This is a genomic window from Emticicia sp. BO119 (assembly GCF_013912375.1).
Taxonomy (GTDB): Bacteria; Bacteroidota; Bacteroidia; order Cytophagales; family Spirosomataceae; genus Emticicia.
Map to the genome: position 1 here is coordinate 63162 of NZ_JACETV010000003.1, position 24000 is coordinate 87161.

The 24000-nt window shown below is 40.2% G+C and carries 18 protein-coding genes; 8 read left to right on the top strand and 10 right to left on the bottom strand.

The genetic code is table 11. The annotated features are described in order from the left end of the window. Positions 1-31 precede the first annotated feature (31 nt). From H1R81_RS11760 to H1R81_RS11770, 3 genes are all read right to left on the bottom strand, one after another. Positions 32-796, bottom strand: a complete 765-nt coding sequence (locus tag H1R81_RS11760) for an alpha/beta fold hydrolase (RefSeq protein ID WP_181840924.1) — start codon at positions 794-796, stop codon at positions 32-34. 197 nt (positions 797-993) lie between these two features. Continuing rightward, complete coding sequence (locus H1R81_RS11765; protein ID WP_181840925.1) at positions 994-1863, bottom strand: aldose 1-epimerase family protein; 870 nt, start codon at positions 1861-1863, stop codon at positions 994-996. A gap of 207 nt (positions 1864-2070) precedes the next feature. Then, positions 2071-2484: a hypothetical protein gene (locus tag H1R81_RS11770; RefSeq protein WP_181840926.1), complete on the bottom strand. Its 414-nt coding sequence runs from the start codon at positions 2482-2484 to the stop codon at positions 2071-2073. A gap of 356 nt (positions 2485-2840) precedes the next feature. Here H1R81_RS11770 and H1R81_RS11775 point away from each other — a divergent pair, with 356 nt between their 5' ends. Beyond that, positions 2841-4145: a TolC family protein gene (locus tag H1R81_RS11775; protein ID WP_181840927.1), complete on the top strand. Its 1305-nt coding sequence runs from the start codon at positions 2841-2843 to the stop codon at positions 4143-4145. Between the two features lie 18 nt (positions 4146-4163). Here H1R81_RS11775 and scpA read toward each other — a convergent pair whose 3' ends face one another. Together scpA and H1R81_RS11785 are read right to left on the bottom strand one after the other, a co-directional pair. Continuing rightward, positions 4164-6308 carry a methylmalonyl-CoA mutase gene (gene scpA, locus H1R81_RS11780; RefSeq protein ID WP_181840928.1) on the bottom strand — a complete coding sequence of 715 codons (2145 nt, stop codon included), beginning with the start codon at positions 6306-6308 and terminating at the stop codon, positions 4164-4166. Between the two features lie 155 nt (positions 6309-6463). Next, positions 6464-6766, bottom strand: a complete 303-nt coding sequence (locus tag H1R81_RS11785; RefSeq protein WP_181840929.1) for a helix-turn-helix domain-containing protein — start codon at positions 6764-6766, stop codon at positions 6464-6466. A gap of 521 nt (positions 6767-7287) precedes the next feature. Here H1R81_RS11785 and H1R81_RS11790 point away from each other — a divergent pair. Beyond that, positions 7288-9714 carry an ABC transporter permease gene (locus H1R81_RS11790; protein WP_181840930.1) on the top strand — a complete coding sequence of 809 codons (2427 nt, stop codon included), beginning with the start codon at positions 7288-7290 and terminating at the stop codon, positions 9712-9714. A gap of 234 nt (positions 9715-9948) precedes the next feature. Beyond that, positions 9949-11313 (top strand): aldehyde dehydrogenase family protein, encoded by a 1365-nt coding sequence (locus tag H1R81_RS11795; RefSeq protein WP_181840931.1) that lies wholly within the window; start codon positions 9949-9951, stop codon positions 11311-11313. On the opposite strand, the gene H1R81_RS11800 is transcribed toward H1R81_RS11795, so the two are convergent. The 4 genes from H1R81_RS11800 to rsmA all read right to left on the bottom strand — a co-directional run bounded on the left by H1R81_RS11800 (position 11314) and on the right by rsmA (position 14581). Next, positions 11314-11898, bottom strand: a complete 585-nt coding sequence (locus H1R81_RS11800) for a Uma2 family endonuclease (RefSeq protein ID WP_181840932.1) — start codon at positions 11896-11898, stop codon at positions 11314-11316. An 80-nt stretch (positions 11899-11978) separates the two neighbouring features. Continuing rightward, complete coding sequence (gene dtd / locus H1R81_RS11805) at positions 11979-12431, bottom strand: D-aminoacyl-tRNA deacylase (RefSeq protein WP_181840933.1); 453 nt, start codon at positions 12429-12431, stop codon at positions 11979-11981. Positions 12432-12436: 5 nt separating this feature from the next. Then, a complete protein-coding gene (gene mgtE, locus H1R81_RS11810; RefSeq protein WP_181840934.1) occupies positions 12437-13792 on the bottom strand; it encodes a magnesium transporter in 1356 nt (451 codons plus the stop codon). A gap of 9 nt (positions 13793-13801) precedes the next feature. After that, on the bottom strand, positions 13802-14581 hold the full coding sequence (rsmA, locus tag H1R81_RS11815; RefSeq protein WP_181840935.1) for a 16S rRNA (adenine(1518)-N(6)/adenine(1519)-N(6))-dimethyltransferase RsmA: 780 nt from the start codon (positions 14579-14581) through the stop codon (positions 13802-13804). Between the two features lie 173 nt (positions 14582-14754). Here rsmA and H1R81_RS11820 point away from each other — a divergent pair, with 173 nt between their 5' ends. From H1R81_RS11820 to H1R81_RS11835, 4 genes are all read left to right on the top strand, one after another. Continuing rightward, the gene (locus H1R81_RS11820) at positions 14755-15432 is read left to right on the top strand and encodes an OmpA family protein (RefSeq protein ID WP_181840936.1); all 678 of its coding nucleotides are present in this window, start codon (positions 14755-14757) and stop codon (positions 15430-15432) included. Between the two features lie 103 nt (positions 15433-15535). Beyond that, the gene (locus H1R81_RS11825) at positions 15536-16408 is read left to right on the top strand and encodes a hypothetical protein (protein ID WP_181840937.1); all 873 of its coding nucleotides are present in this window, start codon (positions 15536-15538) and stop codon (positions 16406-16408) included. 85 nt (positions 16409-16493) lie between these two features. Continuing rightward, positions 16494-19865, top strand: a complete 3372-nt coding sequence (locus tag H1R81_RS11830) for a PAS domain S-box protein (RefSeq protein WP_181840938.1) — start codon at positions 16494-16496, stop codon at positions 19863-19865. Between the two features lie 134 nt (positions 19866-19999). Continuing rightward, on the top strand, positions 20000-22543 hold the full coding sequence (locus tag H1R81_RS11835; protein WP_181840939.1) for a zinc-dependent metalloprotease: 2544 nt from the start codon (positions 20000-20002) through the stop codon (positions 22541-22543). Positions 22544-22600: 57 nt separating this feature from the next. On the opposite strand, the gene lysM is transcribed toward H1R81_RS11835, so the two are convergent. Beyond that, a complete protein-coding gene (gene lysM / locus H1R81_RS11840; RefSeq protein WP_181840940.1) occupies positions 22601-23059 on the bottom strand; it encodes a peptidoglycan-binding protein LysM in 459 nt (152 codons plus the stop codon). 398 nt (positions 23060-23457) lie between these two features. Between lysM and H1R81_RS11845 the strand changes: the two genes are divergently transcribed. Further along, the gene (locus H1R81_RS11845; protein WP_181840941.1) at positions 23458-23988 is read left to right on the top strand and encodes a nuclear transport factor 2 family protein; all 531 of its coding nucleotides are present in this window, start codon (positions 23458-23460) and stop codon (positions 23986-23988) included. The last annotated feature ends 12 nt before the right edge of the window (positions 23989-24000 follow it).

Here is a 24000-nt window from a genome sequence, read left to right on the forward strand (position 1 = left end):
TTTCTTACTAATAGTTTTTAATCACAGGAAGTTACCCAATAAACCCAACCACCATCTCCACAAACACATCAGGCTTATCAGCCTGAATCCAGTGGCCTGCGCCTTCAATGGTTTCTACTGTAGCATTCGGGAATATTTTTTTAATGGCAGGAATGTCTTCATCATAAATATAGCCTGACTCGCTTCCTCTGATAAACAAAACTGGCTCCATGACTTCGTGGGTATCGGTAAAATCACCGCCTATCTGATAGATTTCTCGACTTAGAACCGGAAGATTCAAACGCCAGTCGAATTTACCTAACTCGTTGCGGTAGAGGTTTTTTAAGAGGAACTGACGTTCGCCTACACTTGTTACATAGCGGTCTAATTGCAGTTCAGCTTCTTTTCTATTGGTGAGTTTATCTAAATCTATGGAGTTTAGCCCCTGAATGATATGTCCGTGGTGCGAAGGATAATATTTAGGGGCAATGTCCACAATAATCAACTTACTGAACTTCCCTTCATATTTCATGGCAAAGTGCATCACGGTCTTCCCTCCCATCGAATGCCCAATAATAATCGGTTTATCTAATTGGTGTTCATCGATAAATTCGTTCAGATCATCGGCCATCAGTTCATAACTGAACTCTTCACTGCGTGGCGACTGTCCATGATTACGGGCATCTAATGCATAAACAGCAAAGCCTTTGTCGGCAATCATTTTACTAATTGTAAACCAGTTGTCGGAAGAGCCAAAAACGCCATGAAGAATTAATACAGGCTGACCTTCGCCTGTTTTTCTGTAAAAAAGTTTCATCTGTTGGTTATAGTTAAGCTATATTTTGGCAAAGATATGAGATTAGTCTTAAACTTTGCCTCGACGGCGGACCGTTTAAACTGATTTAAGGATTACACTGATTGGAAATTTTGTTTTCAAGATTATATTCATAATTAATCAAATCAGAAAAATCAGGTTAATCTGGTAAATCACAGTTCAAGACAAAAATCGTTAATTCACTCAACTCTCACCCCCCACGTTCTTTCAAAAGTTTCATTCATATTCAATTGATTAATTCCCTCTTTCTCAGTCAATTGCTGATTATGGTTGGCACTATCCGCAATACCAAACCAGGGTTCAATGCATACAAAGTCGGCATTTTTGGCTGCCCAGATACCTAAGAACGGAAAGCCTTTGAAATCAAATTTTAATTGATGTGATGTTTTATCTGATTTCAGGGTAACGCTATCTGACTGCAAATGCTTAAAAACGAGTGCATCCTGATAAAATAGTTCTTTGGTCAGCGGCAAATGGCTGTCATCTACGAGAAGTTTCTCTGGCGCTGCTTCAATTAAACCTTCTTTGGTTAAAGGCCAGCGCATCAGGTCTTCTGCTACATTAAATTCCAGATAAAAATCCTCATAACTTGTTCCGGCTACTACAGGTACTTTAAAAGCAGGATGCCCTCCTACTGAAAAGTACATTTCCGCCTCTCCTGTATTGGTCACTTCATATTTTACATGAAGCTGGTTTTCTTCTATTTTATAATTTAAACGAAATTCAAACTCAAAAGGGAAGACTTTCAGAGAAGCTTCATCTGATTTTAAAAGAAAAGTAACACTATCTTCTGTTTGATTTTCTACAACAAACACACGGTCACGGGCAAAGCCGTGCCGTGGCAAATGATAGGTTGTATTTTTATAAATAAAAGAATCCTCTTTCAAAGACCCTACAATCGGAAACAACACCGGCGAAGATTTACCCCAGAAAGCAGGGTCAGCCGACCACATAAAGTCAATTTCGGAAGCATGGTGAATTAGGCTTATCAATTCGGCTCCCTTAGGGTTAATCGTAGCACCAAGGTCGGCATTCTTTATAGCTATCATACAATTGAGTCATAAATAATCATTTTGCAAGTTACATATCTAAGTTAATTCTTACTTAAAAGCGGCAGATTATTTATCAATCATTTAGTGCTGGTTGTTTCATAAGCTATTTCTATAAAAAACAATGGGTAAGGTTAGTACCTTACCCTGTCCTTTACGAAAAAGCATTATTAATAAAACTCATTTATTAATGTCTTCTACCATCTGTTAGAATCTTTTGCCGTAACGGTCGTTATAACGGCCACTGGCATATCCTCTGCTGTAATCTTCGTAGGTTACACGGTCTCTGTCACGTTTTTCACGGGCAATCCAGCTATGCAATACGGCTAAATCCTGCTCTAACTCACGGCGTTCAAAATTATCTAATCTACCATCACGTTTGAAACGGTTTTCTTTCACTTCAATTCTTTCAGCTTCACGTAATAACTTTTTAGCTTCGTTTGAGGTAATTCTGCCTGTCTTGATGCCTTGGGCAATTTCGTTGCGGGCCTGAAACTGATAGCTTTCTATTACATTATCGTTTCTGCCATATCGGCCACCGTCACGTTTGTCATATCCTCTTTGCGCATTAGCACCGATGGCTCCTGCCACCAACATTGCTATCATGATTAATTTTTTCATAGTGAATTTCTGGTTATTGTTAATTTTCTGTTTTTTAAACTTATTTGATTCTTAGATGTAAAAGAGCCGCCCGGGGTTTATTGCGTATTTGTTAACGATTCGTTAAAGGGTTTTAACAGGCTTTAAATGAGCAGATTAAGAAGACTTTTGATAGCTGAAATTTAATTAAAAGAGTGTTTTCAGGGGGGTTGGTTTAATTTTAGAAGATTATTTTTACAATACATGAACTATTTTAATCTTCGTTTGTAAACCCTCAATCCAAAATCAAGTGATTTAATAGTGATTTTTTTCCGTCTTATCAAAAAAATTATACACCCCTTTTGATAAGTATATACCTTTGAAGAAAAAATTAAATTATGACACGAGTTATTCTATCATTTATACTTGGCTTTACGGTATCAGCCACATTTGCTCAAACCCTTACGCTTGAACAGGCAGTTCAGAAAGGTCTGGAAAACCGGATAGAACTGAAATCTCAAAACCTGAACTTGCAGATTGCTTCTGCTGAAAATGAGAAAGTAAAAGCGAAATGGCTACCCCAGGTGAGTGGCAATGCCGATATACGCTGGAACACCCAGCTTCAAACCACAGTATTGCCTTTTGCTCTACCAGGTTCTGGAGAGTCGCAGACCGAAGTAAAGTTAGGGCGCCCATTTAATAACAGTTTTATGCTACAGGCCGAGCAGAAGGTATATGATGCTAACAGAAAAGTAGACCGGGCTGTGAACGACACCCAGGTTGAAGCACAGAAAAACACCCTTGAACAAATACGCATCAACGTAAGGCAGGCCATTACAGAGGCCTATTATAATAGTGTGTTTGCTAAAGAAAAACTGAGCCTGTCGGCATTAGCCTTGCAAAGAGCCAATAGTTATTTTGAAGTTGGCAAGGCACGATTTGACCAGGGAGCTATTCTGAAAAATGACCTGGATAAACTTGAATTAGATGTGAGTAATGCAAAACTGGCTCAAACAAAGAACCAGCAGGATTATGACCTTAGCCTGATTGCCTTTCAATACCAATTAAATACAACAGATACCGTTGAACCAGCCGAAGATTTGCAGGCCATTTTCAACTACTCGCAGATTACGGACAATCAATCTAATATTGAAAGACGTACAGAACTGAAAGCAGAAGAGTTGAATCTCAGATTAAACCAACTGAATATGCAGAAGCAACTGGCAAGAAACAAGCCGATGGTATCGGCCTACGGCAATTATTCTTATTTCCAGTTGGCCGAAACGCTGAATCCTTTTGAGAAGGGCACGTGGTTTCCGGCTAATTATATAGGTATCAGAGCCAATGTACCCATTTTTGATGGACGACAAGCCCGACTTGCAGCCAATGATTTCAAGGTGCGCCAGCAGATTAATACTTTGAATGCCGAGCGGTTGAGGAATGATTTCGGTTATGAATCAAAAAGTACCTGGAACACCCTGCAACAATCGAAACTGAATTTAGAAGAAGCAAAGAAAAATATCGCTTTGGCTCAAAGAATTTTAGAAACAGATAAATTTCGTTTTGAGAAAGGGGTTATTCTGCTCTCGGATTTAAAGAATACTGAGTATTCACTACAGAGTGCAGAGAATCAGTATCTCTCAAGTATTTATAATTTTCTGATTGCGAGTGTAAGGTACAAAAAGGCGAGTGGGAATTTGTAGGGAATGGGAGTAGGAACCCTACTCCCCCATCAACTCCTTCAAAATCTTCTGCGCCGCAACAGAAATAACTGTGCCGGGGCCGAAAACACCTTTTACGCCGGCATCATACAAAAACTGGTAGTCCTGCGGAGGAATGACCCCTCCGGCTATCACCATAATATCTTCTCTGCCTAATTTTTTAAGTTCTTCTATTAACTGCGGGACGAGCGTTTTATGGCCTGCTGCCAGACTGGATGCCCCTACAATATGCACATCGTTTTCGGCGGCCTGTTGGGCGGTCTCCTGCGGTGTCTGGAAGAGTGGGCCAATGTCTACATCAAAACCTAAATCGGCGAAACTGGTGGCAATTACCTTGGCGCCTCTGTCGTGGCCATCCTGACCCATTTTGGCTACCATGATTCTTGGTCTGCGGCCTTCCAGTTCTGCAAATTTATCAGCCATTTCTTTGGCAATCCTGAAATTCTCATCATCAGAAACCTCTGATTGATACACACCCGAAATAGACCGGATAGTAGCTTTATGACGACCCACTTTTTTTTCCATAGCATAAGATATTTCGCCCAGGGTAGCGCGTTTGCGTGCCGCTTCAACTGCCAATGCCAATAAATTATCCTCTATTCTGCCCGTAGCATTGGCTGTTACCTCAGTAATTTTATTGAGAATCTGTTCTACTTCTTCGTTGTTCCGTTCCTTTTTGATTTTCTCTAACCTTTCAATCTGTTTCTGCCGTACACTCTGGTTATCAACTTCGAGTAATTCTATGTCAGTTTCTGCATTAGTTTTATACTTGTTTACTCCTACAATCACATCTTTGCCCGAGTCAATTCTGGCCTGTTTTCTGGCTGCCGCTTCTTCTATACGCATCTTAGGCAATCCTGTTTCTATGGCTTTGGTCATTCCGCCCAATGCCTCTACTTCTTCAATCAATGCCCAGGCTTTTTCTACTAATTCTTTGGTCAGATACTCTACATAATAAGAACCTCCCCAGGGGTCAACTACCCGGCAGATTTCGGTTTCGTGCTGAATATATAACTGGGTATTACGGGCAATACGCGCCGAGAAATCAGTTGGCAGGGCAATGGCTTCATCTAACGAATTGGTATGTAATGACTGGGTATGCCCGAGAGCAGCGGCCATCGCTTCAATAACCGTGCGAGCTACATTATTGAAAGGGTCTTGTTCTGTCAACGACCAGCCCGAAGTCTGGCAATGGGTACGTAAGGCTAAGGATTTGGCATTTTCAGGATTAAACTGTTTCACGATTTTTGCCCACAATAATCTTCCAGCACGCATCTTGGCGATTTCCATGAAGTGGTTCATTCCTATGCCCCAGAAGAACGATAATCGTGGCGCAAAATCATCAATATCCATTCCGGCGGCTATACCTGTGCGAATGTATTCCAAACCATCGGCCAAAGTATAAGCCAGCTCCAGATGCGCAGGCGCGCCCGCCTCATGTATATGATAGCCAGAAATAGAAATAGAATTGAAGCGGGGCATGAACTGAGATGTATAAGAGAAAATTTCTCCTACGATTCTCATCGAAAATTCTGGCGGATAGATATAAGTATTACGCACCATAAACTCTTTCAGAATATCGTTCTGAATCGTACCTGAGAGTTGTTCAGGACTTACCCCTTGTTCTTCTGCGGCTACTATATAAAATGCCATAATGGGTAGTACGGCTCCATTCATGGTCATTGAAACCGACATTTCATTTAAAGGTATCTGGTCGAAAAGGATTTTCATATCCTCAACTGAATCTATGGCCACCCCTGCTTTTCCTACATCACCCACCACACGGGGGTGGTCTGAGTCATAACCCCGGTGCGTAGCCAGATCAAAAGCTACAGACAAACCCTTTTGACCGCCTGCCAGATTTCTCCGATAAAAAGCATTTGACTCTTCAGCTGTTGAAAAACCTGCATACTGGCGGATTGTCCAGGGTTGCATTACATACATTGTACTGTACGGGCCTCTTAAAAACGGCGGAATACCCGCTGAAAAATGCAGATGCTCAGCATTTTGAATGTCTGCGGCGGTAAACCGTGGCTTAATGGCTATTCCCTCGGCTGTTTTGAAAACAGGGGTGTTGACTCCGATTAAGTCTGGAGTAGTATCCTTTTCCTCAAAAAGATTTATTTTAGAAAAGTCGGGTTTCATAGTTTGTCAGATACAATTGCTGTGGTAAATATCTTCTTTTTTGAAAAGAATGCAATACAATTTACCAAATTTGCAAGATACTATAACAAAAAAAGTTTGCCCCTAACAGGAACAAACTTTAATAAAAATAGAAGTAGATTTGTTTCAAAAGTTTCTCAATGATACATCAGTTCCTTTGTTTGTAGTGTAGTACTACTTATTTTTCTTAAAGGAACATTGTGCGATTGCTTGGGTAAATCTTTCAGTCCTTTCATTCCTCTTGTTTCCCAGGCATCCAACCAATTTGTAATGGTTGCTCTGCTTACCTCAAAAATGTCTGACAATGTCGTTACGTTATAGCCTTTAAAACTTAATAATATGGCTTTTGCCCGCTCACGTTCTCTGTAATTTCGGCTACGACGAGACACTTCTCTCAAATACTCCACCTGATCGGGAGTGATTTTCCTTACGTAACGCATAGGCAAAACGTTTTAAACAGTTTAATTCAAGTATCGCTTTTTCTAAAAAAGCTGCCGCGCTCATCTTCCTTCCCTTGCTTCACAGGTCTCAACCAAAGCGTGGCAGACTTTATAAACATAAGACGTTTAAAGTTTTATGAACGCTGTGAAATTTTTAAAATAAATTTTAAAAATTTAAAACCAGGCAGTTGCATGGATCAGTACCTGTGATTACCAAAAATTATTGTCTGAGCCAATACGAAAAAAAACTGATGAAGGTTGCTTAAGAATAATTGTCTGGCGGGAGATTTTGCTTTTATGATTAGCAAGGATAATGTAAAGATTTCTGAAATTATCAGAAGGGAGTTTTTCTTTTAAATCATTAGCAGGCTATGAATACGAATCTGATCCTGAGATTTTTTTAAAATTCGTCCCATTTTTAGATGGGTTTACATCATTTTTTTATTCGGCTTATAATACTTTAGTAGTTTTACCAACTATCTGAATACAAGGACTTGTAAAACTATATTACATTAAAGATTATGATTGGAAGCTACATTAAAACGGCAAAACGGAACTTGTTACGCAACAGAATGTTCTCGTTTATCAATATTATTGGTCTCGCCATCAGTATGTCGGTAGGTTTACTATTGATTGCTTTTGTACTTGATATGCGGTCGTACGACAGATTCAACAAGAATGGTGACAGAATCTATCGCATCACCAGCGTACTGACAGAAAACCGCAAGCAAAGCAGTAAGTTTGCCACTACTTCAATCAAGACAGGCAAACTGATTAAACAGAAGGTAACGGGCATTAATGATGTAACCACTCTACGACAAGGTTTTTCTCAGGATGCGAAAGTCGGAGATAATGTACTTCCGGTAAAGGGCTTCTGGGCAGACCCTTCAGTATTCAGGATTTTTACATTCCCTATGATAGAAGGCTACCCTGAAACAGCATTAAAGGATCCCTACTCGATTGTACTTACACAGACTGCCGCCAGAAAACTCTTCGGTAACGATAATGTACTGGGTAGGGTGATCAGATTTGATACCCTTGATTATCAGGTAACTGGTGTTATGAAAGATGTTCCGTTCTTTTCGCACATTAACTTTGAAGCGTTGGTTTCTCTGTCAACCGCCGAACAGCTTAACAAAAATAACAGAAACTTTGACGAATGGACAAGTATGTCGTCGAACTATGTATATCTACTACTACCCGAAAGTGCAGACATTACTTCTGTTCAGTCTCAACTGAACGCCCTTGCAAAAGAGGAAAATCTTGCTGAAGAAAATTTGAAAATCGAGCTTGAGATGTTGCCATTATATAAAACTGTGGTTGGCGAAAACTTCCGGCAGTCGGAAGGAGGTCCAGGCTCTACTGGCCCGCATATGGCTCCGGTGGTGCTTTGGATACTTGGCGGGCTTGCACTGGTAGTGATATTATCTGCGTGTTTCAACTATACCAATCTGTCGATAGCGCGTGCCATGCGCCGCTTTAAAGAAGTAGGCATACGGAAAGCTATCGGGGCGCAGAAGAGTCAGGTATGGCAGCAGTTTCTGGTAGAGTCAATCATGATTTCGCTGTCGGCTCTTCTTCTCTCATTTTTTATCTTTCTTCTACTGCGTCCACAACTCATAAACCTTGCACCTGAGATGCAACGCACGGTAAAACTTGCGCTCACACCGACTATGGTCATAGCCTTTGTTTTCTTTTCGGTTATAGTAGGTATTATTGCCGGTTTCCTGCCAGCACTGTTCTTTTCCAGAGTCAACGCCATCAATGCACTCAGAAATGTATCGTCGGTAAAAGGGTTTAAATTCGCAACATTCAGGCGTGTGCTTGTGGTAGTTCAATATACACTTACCTTGATTTTTATTACTACAACTGCCGTTGGCTATGTGCAGTATAAAAACATACTGGCATTCGACCTCGGATTTAATACAGAAAATATCCTGAACATAGATATGCAGGGTAACAAGCCTGAGGCACTTCTGAAGGAACTAAGTGAAATACCAGAAGTAACGGCGTTGTCACGCTCATTAATAATTACGAGCGTTGGAAACGCCTGGGGAGGGTTTATGAAATATAAAGATTCCCGCGACTCCGCATTAGTAATGACTAACCACGTAGATGAAAACTATCTGGCATTGCATGAGTATAAACTTATTGCAGGAGGGAACTTCAAGGCAAGACCTACAACTCCTGAAGCCGCCACAGAAATAATTGTTAACCAACAGGTTTTAAAACGATTTAATATTGGTGACAATAACCCTGAGAAGGCAATCGGAAAGGAGATTACATTCAGCAGCTTCCGTATTCATGGGCGGAAGATGACGATTGTCGGTGTAATAAAAGACTTTCATTATGGCAAGATTGATAACCTTATTGAGCCGGTTGCATTTATGTTCTGGACACCCGGAGACAGGGCTGTTATTAATGCCAGGATTCAAAGCACCGATCTACCGGCAACTATGGCCAGGATTGAGTCGGCATGGAAAAAAACAGATCGGGTACACCCATTAGATGCTAAATTCTATGATCAGGAAATAGAAGATGCCTATAGTGAATTTTCTGTCATGATAAAAATCATTGGCTTCCTTTCAATTCTGGCTATTTCTATTTCATCAATGGGGCTTTTTGGTATGGTTGCTTTTACTACCGAAACCCGACTGAAAGAAATAGGTATCCGCAAAGTGATGGGTGCGAGTTCGGGTAGTCTGGTATTCTTGCTGAGTCGTGGGTTTCTGATTATGCTTTCGGTATCGGCACTTATTGCTCTGCCTGTAACTTATATTTTCTTCGAAAAATATGTGCTTCGCAATTTTCCTTATCACACACCCGTACATATTTTAGAGCTACTCATTGGCCTGGCAGGTGTATTACTAATTGCCTTTCTTATGATCGGCTCACAGACAATGAAAGCAGCGGAAACCAATCCGGTGAAAGTTCTGAAAAGTGAGTAAAGTTCACCGACTACTTTGCTTTTTATTATATAACTGCCTTCTGATTAAATTTAACCGGAAGGCATTTTTTATGATTTATAATAGTGATTACGGCTACTGTTAAAAGCAAAAGATTTATTTGCAACAATTGTTTGTAAATGGCTGTTAGTAGTCTGAATACTGTCTTTTACTGTATTATTTTGTAGATTTGCCTTGTCAATATTACCCACATTCTATTTGTATCATTAAGCACATATGCAAGTTATAAATCCGGCTACCGAAGAAATTATTACTACGCTCGTTGAAGATAATGCAGAAACGCTTCAGACAAAACTGAAAACGTTGCAAAAAGGGCAGAAATCATGGGCAAGAACTCCTTTGAAAAAGCGTATTGGCATCATTGCCCGGTTTTCAGAATTAATTGCTGAAAATATAGAAGAATTAGCAGCTACACTTACCTCTGAAATGGGTAAGCCTTTACAACAGGCGCGCAATGAGGTAAACGGTGCCAGAGCCAGAATCAGATATTTTGTAGAAAACTCACAGAAATACCTGAAAGATGAAGTAGTAACCCGTCAGGATAATCTGACCGAACGGATCTCTTATGAGCCTTTAGGAGTTATATGTAATATTTCCGCCTGGAACTACCCTTTCCTGGTTGGTGTCAATGTTTTTATTCCGGCTTTAATCGGTGGGAATGCGGTTTTTTATAAACCTTCCGAGTTTTCTACTCTGACTGGACAAAAGATTGAAAAATATCTTAAAATAGCAGGAATACCGGAAGATGTTTTTCAAGTAGCCATTGGTGCCCGAGAAGTAGGTGAGTTATTGTTGGAAATGCCCTTAGATGGCTATTTTTTCACAGGTTCGTATCGTACCGGGCAATTTATTTATGAAAAAGTAGCCCATAAAATGGTGCCTTGCCAACTTGAATTAGGAGGCAAAGACCCATTGTATGTAGCTGATGATGTAGCTGATATTCAGGCGGTAGCTGCCGGAACAGCCGATGGAGCTTTTTATAATAACGGCCAGAGCTGCTGTGCTGTTGAGCGGATTTATGTGCACGAAAAGGTTTACGACCAGTATGTAGAAGAATTTGTAAAAGAGGTAAATGGCTATAAAATTGGCGAGCCGAAAGAAGAAGGCGTTTATATCGGGGCATTGAGCCGTCAATCCCAACTGGAGTTTTTAGAAAATCAGGTGCAGGATGCTTTGAAAAAAGGCGCAAAACTTTTGATTGGTGGTAAAAGTATTGCCGGACAAGGTTATTTCTTTGAGCCAACAGTATTGGTAGGCGTGAATCATCAAATGAGTGTAATGAAAGATGAATCTTTCGGGCCTATCATCGGTATCATGAAAGTAAAAGACGATAAAGAAGCTACCAAACTCATGCAGGATACGGAGTATGGGCTGACAGCAGCTGTATATACCGCAGACAAAAAACGCGCGGAAAAAATATTAAAACAGGTAAATGCCGGAACAGGCTACTGGAACTGCTGCGACCGTGTATCTGCTCCCCTACCCTGGAGCGGCCGTAAAAACTCCGGCTTTGGTGCAACGTTGTCTCATGCCGGGATAAGAGCCTTTGTTAAGCCTAAGGCCTGGCATTTGAGGGGGTGATTATTCCTCAACAGGAGGTATTTGAAAGCCTTTTTCAGCAAGAATCTGTTCAATAGAAAAGGAAATATTTTCAAATACCTCCATTTTTGTTTGCCAGTTGATGATACTCCAGGTTGGGTTCTCTTTTTCGGCTACAATCACTTGCCGTTGGGAAGTAAGAATCCAGAATACTTTTTCTACACCAAATTCCAGTAGTTTTTTGGTTTTGCGTTGGATATAATCATAATCTTTCCCTTTTTCCAAATCAATCTTTACGTCCACCTCTAAAACTACCTTAGGCGCAATATCCAGATATTTGGTTGAGAATATATTCCCGATTTCATTAATATCTACAATGGCAATATCGGTAGAAAGATTATTCTTCTTAGATAAATTAACACCTGATTCGCCTGTCAGCGCATACCAGTTTTTAGGAAGCAAGCCATTCACATAAGTACCTATGAAACTCACAATAAATGCCTGAAATACACTTGCGCCAATAATGTCATCAATTGTCTTTGTACCAGCTAAAACATCTTTATAACCCTTGCGATAATACTTTTTACCATCGATTTCGTCGCGCACAAGTATAGCAGGTATCTTCATACCGCTCGCTTTACTCCTCGTTTTTTCGGAAATCTCAACCATTATCGTTCTTAATTATTATCAAATTTAACGAATTCTATTCAAATCCTATTCTTCGTATCAATAATTATCGTCACAGGGCCATCGTTTAATAGTGCTACTTTCATATCAGCCCCAAACTCTCCGGTTTCAATGGGTTTACCAGAGTCCTGAGTTAATTGAGCAATCATTTTTTCGTAGAGTGGGATAGCTACCTCCGGGCGTGCCGCTTCAATGAATGAAGGTCTGTTGCCTTTTTTTGTGCTGGCATGCAAGGTAAACTGGCTAATCAATAAAATTTTACCGTCAACGGCAGAAATATCCAGATTCATCTTTCCTTCTGTGTCACCGAATACGCGCAGTCCTACAATTTTCTTTGAAAGCCATTCTATATCTTCCATTGTATCGGTATGTGTAATACCCAACAATATCAGAAAACCTGTGCCTATTTGTCCTTTTACGATATTGTCAATAGTAACTGATGCCTGACTTACACGTTGTATAACTGCAATCATAATATTTAGAGATGTAGCAATAAATCTGCGATAATTAAATAAGTACCAATACCGATAATATCATTGGCAGTAGTAATAAAAGGCCCTGAAGCAATGGCAGGGTTTACTCCTATTCTATCTAAGAGCAGAGGTGTAACCGTGCCCATAAAAGAGGCTAATACTACCACTGATAATAAAGAGAAGCAAACCACTAAAAAGAGGTCTGGCTCACCTATCAGGTAAATATAAGCCCCAGCCAATGCGCCAATCACCAGGCCATTTACAAGGGCAACTAAAATGATTTTCAGCAGCCGTTGCCATAAACTGGTGGTAATACCTGTTTTCTCGGCAAGGCTCTGTACAATGAGAGAAGAGGTCTGGATACCTACATTACCTCCAGTAGAACCCATAATCGGAATAAAAGCAGCTAAGGCAGCCACTTTCTGAAATTCGGCTTCAAAACTTTTGATAACCGTGGCCGCTAAAAGACTTCCGGCCACCCCTACTACCAACCAGGGTAAACGAGCTTTAGCGAGGTGCCATACAGTATCATCTTCTTCGGCTTCACCTGTAATACCGGCCATTACCTGAATATCTTCTTCGGCTTTATCGGTAACAAAGTCAAGTACGTCATCAATTGTAATCCTACCCAGTAACCTCCCTAAGGTATTTACTACCGGAATTGCCTCCAGGTCATACTTCTGCATCCTGTCGGCTACTTCTTCGGCGGGGTCTGTAGTTTCTACAAATACAATATCTCCGTCTAAAATATTTTCAATTCTGGTGTTTTTCCGAGCCAGTACAATCTGCTTCAGCGATACAATCCCATGTAATTTCTGGTCGTCATCTACTACATAAATTGCATATACTTTTTCAACATCTTCGGCCTGCCGTCTGATTTCCTCCACACACTCACTTACTGTCCAGTTTGTGTTTACCTTTACTAATTCTTTCTGCATCAACCCTCCGGCAATATCCTTGGGATAATACATCAGGTCTATAATAAAGCGTGCCTGCTCACGGTCATCCAATAAAGCAATTACTTTCTCACGCACCTCTATCGATTGCTCGTTCAATAAGTCTGCTGCATCATCCGAATCAAAAAGGTTTACATATCTGGCAATTTCCTCAACCGTAAACTGTTCTTTAATAAAAGTCTTACGTGCATCTGGTTCAATATGTGAAAGTATTTCTGCACCTACCGCTATGTCAACCACATTCAACAGGTAATGTCCCTGCGTTGCATCAAGCTCGAGCAGGATTCCGGCAATATCAGCCGGATATAAATCTTCCATTTCGGCTTTCAGCAGTTTTTCGTCTTTCTGCTCAATAGCCTCCTCCAGTTTTTCTATGTACTCCTTGGTTAGCTCAAAAGTAGTCATGTCTACTCATTAGTTTTCAGTAAATGCCTTTGTTAGTAGTACAAACTCTGCCACGCCTAATTGTTCAGCTCGTTTATTCAGTAATTCATGTTCAAAATTCAGTCCAATAGGTTTTAAAGCATTCCGCAGGGTTTTACGTCGTTGGTTAAAACCTGCTTTTACAACCTGAAAAAACTTTCTCTCGTCGCACTCCAGTTTATCAACCCCATTTCTTCGTAGACTAATCACGCCGGAGTCAACCTTGGGTGGAGGATTAAATGCCCCGGGTAATACAGTAAATTCATACTTAATCTCATAAAATGCCTGTAAAAGCACACTCAGAATGCCATAATCTTTATTACCGGGTGGAGAGGCAATGCGTTTGGCTACTTCTTTCTGCAACATACAAACTACTTCTACAACGGTATCTTTATGTTCCAATACTTTAAAGAATATCTGCGAGGAAATATTATAAGGGAAATTGCCGATAATAGCTATGGGTTCGGTGCTATCAAAACCTTTCAGGTTGGTTAAATCCATTTTCAGAAAGTCTTCCGAAAAAATACGGTCTCCTAAATCAGAAAAATTTTTGTTGAGATATTCTACTGACTCTGTATCTATTTCAACCACAGAAGTCTGGTAATCAGTCTTTTTCAATAAAAACTGTGTCAGTACACCCATACCGGGACCTATCTCCAGAACTTTCGTATAATTTTGATGGCGTGAAAGCAAATTCACAATCCGTTCGGCGGCATTCAGGTCTTTAAGAAAATGCTGCCCGAGGTGTTTTTTAGGTTTGACTTTTTGCATGCCCAAAATTAGTTCTTTCTGCCAAGAATGATATTGAATTGATGGAATTTTGTTGATTATCCTCTACATTTTGTCTATGCTTTTGCACTTTTTAGCCCCTACTTTATAAAAACATGATGTTTGGAACAGCTTTTTAAACATATTAATAAATTATTACCAAAAATATTAAAACCATGCAACGTAATATTGTTTCAAAATCGCTTGTTTTAGCCGCCTCATTATTAGCAGTCGGTTATACAAATATGAGTTGTCGGTCAACAGGTGGAATGTCAGGAAGAGATATATCGACCAATGACAATCAGACAACGATGATTACCCCACCACATGACGAGCAGGCGGCTATTTCGACTGTATCTTTAGGTGGAACTTCAGGAGAAGAAATTAAAAGAATGATGGCCGGATATGTTCCGGCATTGAATGAAAACCTCGGCGATATTGCGATGGTTGAGACCTATGATGAAGGGCTGATTGTGACCATGAACAAAGGTAATATATTCAATGTTGATTCATACATGATTAATGAAGAAGCAAAAGGAGACCTGTTAAGAGTGGCTTACTCTTTAAAACAAATGCCAAATACTTTTGTGGTAGTAAATGGCCACACAGATGCTACCGGCAGCAAAGAATACAATGAAAACTTATCAAAAAAAAGAGCGATTCAGGTGGCAAATTATCTGAAAGGTGCGGGTATTGAAGAAAAAAGACTTTTAGTTGACGGATATGGGGAGAAGATACCGAAGTATTCGAATAAGAGCTATACCGGCCGGAATAAAAACCGTAGAGTTGACTTTATTATTGTAGCTGATAACAACATTCGTGAAAATGTAATCAATACAGGTTCGATAAGATAATATATTACTATCTTACCAAAACCTTAATCGGGGTAGCTGTTTAGTTGCTCCGATTTTTTTGTTTTATGTTTTTTATGATACTTTTGGTTTAAAAACCAGATACATGAAACGAATCCTTACCTTTTTATACCTCCTGCTCCCCTTTATAAGTGTTGCCCAGGGAGGCACTGAAATCTATCTGTTTGATTTAAAATTCAGCAATAACCAGTTCAGTTTATCCAATCCTGTTAATATTACTATGCACAAAGGCTATGATAGCCAGCCTTTTTTTCATCCACAGTATCCTATCGTTTATTACGCTTCGGCCAATGATAGTGGTAGAACAGACATTAAAGCCTATGATTACTCCAAATATTTTACCAGACAAATTACGAATACATCTGAAAGAGAATACTCCCCTACTGTCACACCTGACGGTTATAATTTATCCTGCATCATTCAACGGGATAACGGCCAGCAGGATTTAGGGCAATACATGATTACCGGAGGAAACTCTCCTGCCAAAGTATTAATAGATAATCTGAAAGTGGGTTATCATACCTGGATTGATGCCAATAGTCTGCTTCTGTTTGTATTGGCTGACTCTACCAATAATCTACATGAGTATAACCTTGCTACCAGCGAAACCACGATTATAGCCCGAAAGCCCGGGCGTTCGCTTCACAAAATCCCTAACCAGCAAGCATTTAGTTTTATTGATAAATCTTCTGCTGACCAATGGGTAATCAAACAATTTGACCCTGCTACCAAAGCTATAAGCCCAATCATAAATACATTTGGCAAATCAGAAGATATATGCTGGACGACCAATGGCTATATTCTGACGAGCGATGGTGAAAAACTATATGCTTGCAAACCTCAATCAGGCAAAGCATGGCAACAGGTTGATACTAAAGATTTGCCTATGCTCAAAAAAATCACCCGCATGGCTGTGAATAAGGAGACTAACCGGTTGGCGGTGGTGGTGAGTGAGTAAAATTGTATAAGCCCTCTATATAATTAACATTTAAAATCTTCATCTTTCTTCGTAGATTTGGCTCTGTTAAAATACTACCCAAACGATGACGGTTGAGAGATCCCAGGAAGAATTATTGTTTGAGATTGAAAAACTCAAACGCAAGCTCGATGAAGCCGAGCATACCAATGCCATTGACCAGCTACAGGATTTAGTTGATAATACTTCAGAAATTATCATGCTCCTTTCGCTGAGTGGTCGGTTTTTGTTTGTGAATAAGGCTTTCAGAGAAGTATTAGGCTATAGCAGTGAAGAGCTTGCCCGGCTTTCTTTACAGGATATTCTGCACCCGCAATTTGCGCAGGAAATGCTTGATACTCTGGAGCAAATCAAGGCAGATAAGCAGGTAGTGGATTTTCAGACTGTTATGCGCAACAAAGAGAGCAAACGTGTGTATCTGTCAGGCGACATCAGTTGTCGGTTTGAAAACGGGCATCCTACAGCTTTCCGGTGCTTGTTCAGAGACATTACGCTACGTCGTCGGGCTGAAAGAGCACAACAACTATACTATACCATTGCCCAGCTTAATCTCAACACGCTTAGTCTTAAAGATTTTCTGACTCAGGTACACGAGGAACTGCAAAAGAAAATTCAGGCCAATAACTTCTTTGTAGCACTTTTTGAGCCGGAAGATGGCACCATTTATTACCCGTATGTAGTAGACGAGTATTACGAAACGAGCGAGAATTTTCTGCGTCGTAAACTTGGTAATGGTATTATTGAGTACTCAATGGTGCAGAATAAACCCCTTTTTCTCTACAAGGAAGATATTGAAAAATTAGCAGAAACCGAGCGTTTAACCCTATACGGCTCCTCATTGCCGGAAGTGATGCTATGTGTGCCACTGAAAGTAGATACCAATACAACTGGGGTAATTGGCGTACAATCATATAGTGACCGCAATAAGTTCAATATCAGAGACTTAGAGCTATTAGAGTTTATTTCGGGACAGGTAGCTGCCGCTTTGGTAAGAAAACAGAATGAGGAAGACCTGCTCCGCCAGACATCTCGTCTGAATGCTGTGTTTGATAGCAGTTCACACGTTATCTGGACGGTCAATCTGAAACGCCAGTTGAGCTCTTTTAACAAGAATTACGAAGAACTGATCAAGAAAAATCTTGGGTTTCCGCCTCAGATCAATTCAAGTACAGAAAAAATAGGCTGGCGGTTAATCGCACCCGAAGACCGCCCGGTTCTACGGGATAAATACAATGAAGCCTTTAAGGGCGTACCTCAGTATTTTGAAATGCACTGGGGGCAGATAGATGGAGGTGATGATTGGTATGAGTTTTATCTGAACCCTATTTTGTCGTCTTCAACCGGGCAGATTGAAGAGATTTCGGGTATTGCCCAGAATATTACAGAGAAGAAAAACTCAACCATTACACTTCAGAAAAGTGAGCAGAAATTCCGTGATACGATCGAGTCATTCATTGATATTTATTATAGAACCGATTTGGCCGGAAACATCAGCATGATTTCTCCGTCAGTATATACTCATACGGGCTATACTGTTGAAGAAGTAATGGGCAACAAGGTGGATAAATTTTTTGAGAATGCTATTGATAGTTCAAAAAATATCAAAAGCCTGCTGAAATCGGGTAGTATTACGAATTTTGAGGTAGTTGTGAAACGCAAGGATGGAGAATTGCGACAATTTATGCTCAATATCCGAATGATTAAAGACGCAAAGGGGATTCCTGTAGAGGTAGAGGGCGTAGCACGGGATATTTCGGAATTGAAAAATGCTAATGAAGATTTGCTTATTGCCAAAGATGAAGCCGAACGGTCACTAAAAGTAAAGGAACGTTTCCTGGCCAATATGAGCCACGAGATCCGAACGCCAATGAACGGGGTGATTGGCATGATTGACCTGATGTACGAAACACCCCTGAACCCTGAACAAAGGGATTATGTACAGACCATCAAGAAATCGTCAGAAACGTTGCTGACGATTCTGAATGATATTCTTGATTTATCAAAGATCGAGGCAGGCAAGATGGATTTGCATAATGCTCCGCTGGATATTAAAGAGCTACTTGAACGACTGGTAGCATTATTCCGCCAGAGAGCCATTGAAAAAAACAATAAACTTACCTACCATATTGCCGAAGATGTGCCTGCCTATCTGATAGCAGACCAGACACGCTTGCTACAGATTTTCTCGAATCTGACCTCTAATGCCCTGAAATTTACCGAAAACGGAACTGTAACCGTTTCTTTGTCTAAGGTTTCTTCCAATGGTAAAATCCATGTACTGAAAGGAGAAATCAAAGATTCGGGCATTGGTATTTCAGAAGAAGACCAGAAACTTTTGTTCGGAGCATTCCAGCAATTAGATAATTCGACCAAGAAATCCTTTGGCGGAACAGGCCTCGGCCTGGCCATTTCAAGAGAATTGTGCCGGTTGATGAAGGGTGATATGGGTGTTATATCTAACGAAGGCAAAGGCAGTACTTTCTGGTTTACGATCGAAGTACGTTCAACCAGTATCAGCCCAAGTGTTTCTGATAGCAATGAAAATGAAATACAACTCACAAACTTCTTTCACACTTATTCCCCTAAAATTTTATTGGTAGATGACAATCAGGTAAACCGGAAAGTAGCCTCAGAAATATTGCAGAAGTCAGGTTGTAAGGTAATTACTGCCGAAAGTGGGGCAAAAGCCATTGAAATTTTCGGAAACGATACCTCCTTTGATCTGATATTTATGGATATTCAGATGCCTGAAATGGACGGTATAGAAACCACCAAAAGAATGAGAACCTTGTATGGCACGTCTTTGCCCAAGGTAGTGGCAATGACCGCCTATTCAATGCAGCACGATCGCGAACGTTTTCTGAGCGAAGGTATGGACGACTACGTGCCTAAGCCTATCCGGGCGGCAGTGCTGGTGCAAAAAGTAAACGAACTGGTAAAAACCGGAGGCCGTGAAGAAAATAATTTACCATCTGACAGAGGCTCAGCTATCAGCCCTGAAACAACGCATATCCCATTTCAGCAGGTTGCCGAAAAGATTGCTTCGGAAACTATTTCAACTAACTCTGATCAATCTACACCTGATTTCAGTGTATCAGCGGATATACCTATGTTTGATATGGAAGTAGTAAACCAGTTGAAAGAAATGGTTGGCGAAGAAATGTTACTGACTGTCTTTGAAGATTTTGAAACCGAAGCACAGGAACAGATTCAGAATACCAGAGAGGCATATCCTGATAACGTTAAAACCATTCAGAGCGAACTACATACTTTAAAGGGAAACTCGGGTACAATCGGCTTATCACGCATACATGAAATCACTAAAAATATAGAAGTGCCGTCAAAAACAGGTGATTTATCGCATTTCATCGAAAAAATGATTGTTTTGGAAGAAGAATTTACTAAATTTAAGACTGAATATCACAGAGTTTTATCGTAACCACTTTCTGAGTTTATCTACTTTTGCTGAAGACAGCTATTTGGGCCTAATGAGTGAAGTCCGAATAGTTCCGTGTCTTGTTTACCCGAATCCCGTAATTGTTTTTTACGCTATTGAAGAGTGAATCTTTGAGAATGAAGACCCTTTTAACCTTTACAGTTTTGCTACTTTTGTTGGGGCAAAGTGAAAATCTTTTCGCCCAGTGGCATTGTGGTATGCCTTCTCCGACAACTCAGGAAAAAAAGTCACTCTTTACACAGTATCAGAGTTTCATTCAGCAAAAATCTTCAGGCAAGGCTCGTGTAACCAACTATAAAGTTGCCGTAAAAATCAATATCATTTCAGGCACAAACACCCCGGCAGCTTCAGTGCTGAACGAAACCGATGTAAGAGGTATCATAGCCCATGCCAATACTTACCTGCAAAATATCAATGTTGAGTTATATCTGCTCAATAATCAGGTCTACACTATTAAAGACGATAAGTATTTTGAGTTTAAAGTGGCCAACGAAGCAGAACTCAGGAAAAAATATGATGTCCAGAATGCCGTAAATATCTACTTTGCAAAAACTATCAGTCTGGCCGATTTAACCGTTTTAAGTGGCTATGCTACTTTGCCAAGTCTGGCCTCTAACAGCAACCGTATTTTCTACTCCTATTTTGAAAATACTGCGAATGATATTCAGAGCCTCAAAAACAAAACTTTTCTACATGAATTCGGGCATTATTTCGGGCTGTTGCATACCTTTCAGGACAGTAACAATCCTGATGTATCTGAAAGAGAGCTCGTTACAAGAGGGGCAGGTTCTAATTGCGTAATGATGGGCGACCAACTGTCTGATACCCCCGCTGACCCGTTTGAAAGATTACCTATTTCGGCTGCCTTTAACTGTACAGACCCGGCCCCATCAAATGTGGTAGATGCCAATGGCGACAGGTTTGCTCCTGCAACCGACAATTTTATGTCGTATTATCAGAATTGCGGGAGTGTCTTCACTGAGCAGCAGTATCTGAAAATGCAGGCTTCGTTCGGAATCAGGTTTTCACCATCTGCCGAATACCAGATTGCAGGGCAGAGTCTGAGCAATTTTGTGGCAATAAAGAACCTGAATAAAAGCATGTATTGCGTGGGCGATTCGATGCAAATCACTTATAACTTAGAGGGTTTGTTTGAAGAGGGAAATCAGGTCATAGCAGAAATATCTGATAATGCGGGTAAAAATTATAAGTTTATTGACTCAAAAAGACGTGGAAGCAGGGTAATATTACAACTACCTTATGATTTGCCGGAAGGAGAAAACTACCACGTCAGATTAACAGCCACCCTTCCACAAACTACGAGTCCAATCAGTGAGAGCTTTGCGGTTCGCAGTTATCCGGCGGCCTATTTAATTCCTGATAAAACAGCTATTGATGCAGGCGAGACTATCAATTTCACGCTTAGCCTTAAAGGGAGTGGTACATGGTCGTTTGATTTATCTGATGGTACATCTGTTAAAGATACCCGCCAGAATACCTTTACGTTTAGCAAAATACTGAACGAAACTACTGTTTTTGCCGTAACATCTGTTCGTAATATGTGTGGTGAAGGAGAAAAAAACGGAAATGCCACCATCAATGTAACACAACCTCAGATACGTGCTACAGGATTAAGCACGACAACCATTTGTCAGGGGCAAGCTATTAAACTTTCAATCAGTATTTCGGGCTCACTTTCTTTCGATAATCAGCTAAGCATACAGATTTCAGATCTATCAGGGCAGAATTTCACAGACTTACCTACACAGGTATCGTTATTTAATCTATCGGCACAGATTCCTGCCGATTTCAGAACAGGTTCGGGGTATCGTTTAAAAGTAGTGGCTAAAAACTCATCTTTATTCAGTGCTGCAATAGGGCCACTGACTATTGTTTCACCGCCTGACCCACCTCTGGTTAATCCGGTTATTAATTTATGCCAGAATAGTGCTCCTCAGACTTTAACAGCCACAGGGGCAAATATCAAATGGTATGTAGACGAAAACGATTTGAAATCTTATAATTCACTAATACCCCCTACCACCAAAGAAGGCATATTTACCTATTTTGTAACGCAGACGAATGGGTCTGGTTGTGAAAGTAGTAAAGCTAAGATAGATGTAAAAATTCATGCTTCACCTACCGCTACCCTAAGCGGAGATAATACGATTTTATTAGGTGACAGCTCTGCACTGAAACTAAATATTACAGGTAGTTTTCCGGTTTCGGTAACTTTATCAGATGGTAAAAACTTTGCTATCAATACCAGTTCTTTTGTAATAGGTGTAAAACCCGCCCGGACAACCACTTATGAACTCACCGAAGTAAAAAACACCTGCGGAGCAGGGGTAATATCGGGCAGTGCACGAATTATTATTCTGGAGCCGTTAGCAACCGAAGAAACCATAAAAGAAAGTATCAGGGTATTTCCGAACCCTGCCAGTGAGCAACTTACGGTTGAGTTTCTTTCACCCCAACCTGCTACTACAGTGATTTCACTGGTAGATATAACCGGCAAAGTGTTACGACAGGATGTATCAAAAGCTAATCAGAGAAAGCAGGAATTTATTGATTTAACCCCTTTTAATACCGGGAATTATATTCTAAAAATTACAGTAGGAGAAAAAACAATCAATAGAAAAGTAGTGATTACCAAATAAAGTTTAGAAACGCTGAAACAAAAGAAAGCCCTCTTACGAGGGCTTTCTTGTATATTATTAAAGAGCCGGAATTCTCAATACCTGACCCGGATAAATTTTATCAGGGTGGGTCAGCATCGGCTTGTTTGCTTCAAAAATAACCGGATATTTCATCATATCGCCGTAGTAGGTTTTTGCGATTTTAGACAAAGTATCACCTTTTTCTACTGTATGGAATTGTGCCTCCGGTTCAGGGGTAGCTACAGTCAACTGATTGTCAACCATGTGTACACCTTCAACGTTACCAACTGCCAAAGCAATTTTCTCGGCATCTTCCTGTTTGTCTACTTCACCCACTAAAGTTACAGTATCACCTGTTGTTTTAATGGTCAATGTATTGAATGCCAAACCAAGTTTCTGAACATGAGCTAAAAGAACGCTTGCTTTCAATTCTTCTTTTTTCTCAGCCGGTGCTGCTTCTTCTTTGTGGCCGAATAGTTTTTCACCTACTCCTTTAAAAAATGACATTAATCCCATTTTCGTAATTGTTTTGTTAATAATTGATAAATAATAAGTACTGCAAATGTATTAAAATCCTGATACCTTCACCAAAAAATACGATAATTATTTGGCTATACGTAAATTTTGGATGCGGTATCTGTTTGCAGTCGGTTTTTAGACGTATCCGCTTGCTAAAGTAACAGAAATACTTAATTATTTTTTAGATTTTATTTTAAAATTTGATTAATTACAAAATTCAGCCCAAAAACAAGATTTTTTATATCATATAAAACAAAAATTGATCTTATAGAAGATAAAAGGAGGGATTTTGCATTAAAAAAATATTAAGAATTCAGGAAATAATGCAGAAAAAAGTTGCAATACTCCGGTATTATTTTCGTTAATTTGAGGAGAAGATTAAAACCATTATACCGATGAAATGTAATAGATTATTACTCGCTTGTATCTTATTGCTTGGCTTTTCTGTGAAAGTCAGTGCACAATCGGACGACGACGCTATCAAGGAAACCCTCTACAATTATCTTGACGGGGGTGCTGCAGGAGATTCTGCCAAACTGAACCGTGCATTTCATTATGCTGCCAATCTGCGTAGCTTATCTAATGGCCGTATTGCCGAGATTCCGGTAAAGAAATTCATTGCATCGGTACCTGCCGGAGGGGCTAAATGGAAGAGCAATATTGTAAGTTACAGCTATGCCGGAACGGCCGGAACAGCCGTAACTGAAGAAGAATTTGATACCTTTAAATATGTAGATTTTCTGAATCTGCTGAAAATAAACGGAGAGTGGAAGATTGTAAGCCGTGTGTTCTCAAAAGTTGACAAAGGCACTTTAGTAGCTGCCAATGGTATTACAGCTCCTGCTGCAGGCACATTAAAAGCAGGTAATACCCCTGCCGGTAAAAAGCCTGCCGCCAAACCAAAGCCATCTGATGATGGTTGGTGATACGGAATAAGT